This is a genomic window from Halovenus aranensis (genome assembly GCF_900100385.1).
GTDB classification, from domain to species: domain Archaea; phylum Halobacteriota; class Halobacteria; order Halobacteriales; family Haloarculaceae; genus Halovenus; species Halovenus aranensis.
On sequence record NZ_FNFC01000052.1, the window covers coordinates 1 to 1,330 of the forward strand.

1 protein-coding gene and 1 pseudogene are annotated in these 1,330 nt (G+C 55.6%); one reads left to right on the forward strand and one right to left on the reverse strand.

Annotation, left to right across the window (positions count from 1 at the left end; genetic code table 11):
- Positions 1 to 268: 268 nt before the first annotated feature.
- Positions 269 to 933, reverse strand: a pseudogene (locus BLR34_RS16545) (DUF6735 family protein).
- Between the two features lie 182 nt (positions 934 to 1,115).
- Here BLR34_RS16545 and BLR34_RS17560 point away from each other — a divergent pair.
- A complete protein-coding gene (locus BLR34_RS17560) occupies positions 1,116 to 1,238 on the forward strand; it encodes a hypothetical protein (protein WP_281240916.1) in 123 nt (40 codons plus the stop codon).
- Positions 1,239 to 1,330: the final 92 nt, after the last annotated feature.

Genomic DNA, 1,330 nt, shown 5'->3' on the forward strand with positions numbered 1-1,330 from the left:
TAAGCAGGTGCTCTTCCTCTATTTCGCTGTCTGCTTCGGGTTGTTGCACATCCTCCCAAAGCAGACACTTCCTCTAACCCGATGTGATCGACTGAAGATGGGAAAATGTGTCTAGATGGCCGACTTGACCCAGCAGAGTATAGCGAATAGCAGTGGCTCCTGTCAAATCATAAGTGAGGAGGCTCCTTTTGATGATCTGGTTATAGACATTTTGAACATCTGGCCAACATTGAAAAGGTGCAGAACACCTGCTCTGATTCGTAACAAATTACCTATGATTGGCTGATATTCGCCATTTCAAAGGGTGATCCCCGTTCGGAATGAGCAGCTCCTGTCGGTCTCCGACCCGCTCGGCGAGCTTCCGTTTCAGGTACTGTCTCGCCGTCGACGGCGTGAAGACACCCTTATCGATCATGTCGCCGACGACGTCTTTGAGAGCCGCGAACTGCCCTGCAGGTGGCCGTCGCCGACCGGCTCGCCGTCGTACCAGCGCACCGTCGCGAGCGCGCCGTTCCCGACCGTCTCTCCCTGTTCGACTGTCTCCGAGTCGTACTGCAGCCCGAACCACAGCGTCCGATAGGCGGTCACCTCGAACATCGTCGACACCACGAAGAACGCCTCGTGGTGGAGGTAGTCGAGATGGTCAGCGACAATCTCGTCGAGAGTGAGCCCGGTGGCGCGGGGCTTCGGCTCGACGACCGTCGACGGTCGATCCTCGCCACCGAGGTAGCCGTCGACGGCATCTGCCTCGAGGCCATCTGCAAGCTCTGCGAGGAGTTGTTTCGCCCATTTGGAGTCGGTGTCGTCGCCACCGGACGGCGACTCAGCCGAGATTCGGTGCTTGAGCTTCAGGTTTGCTGCGCCCCAATGGCTGTAGTGGAGCGTGTACTGTCCGTCCGTGCGTTCGTACGCAACGAGTGCGCGGTGTCCCATCGAGCAATCACCTCACGGGGCGACCGCGACTGGATCGCCCCGCACCCCTCTCGGGGGACGAACAACGCTACCAGTAGTTGCTATCTAGGCTTCTTTATTCGGGATGAGTAGTGAAATCGGGGCGGCTAAATCGGTAAGTAGAATTGTTTAGTTATTTGAACGAAGTCAGTGTAAATGCGTGTATGGATATTGACGCCGGCGAGTTCAAGAAGAACATAGAGAAGGCGTTAGAGGAGCAGTCAGGGCTCCGGATAAACGAGCAGAATGAGATTCCGTTTGAGCAATTGTTCACAGTGCTCTATTGAAAATGGAAGACTGCGACAGGATCACTCCGTAACGAGTTTGAGAAGATGAGGTCGAGAAGGCGATTATGGGCGTCGCTTTGCTCGACCTCGTT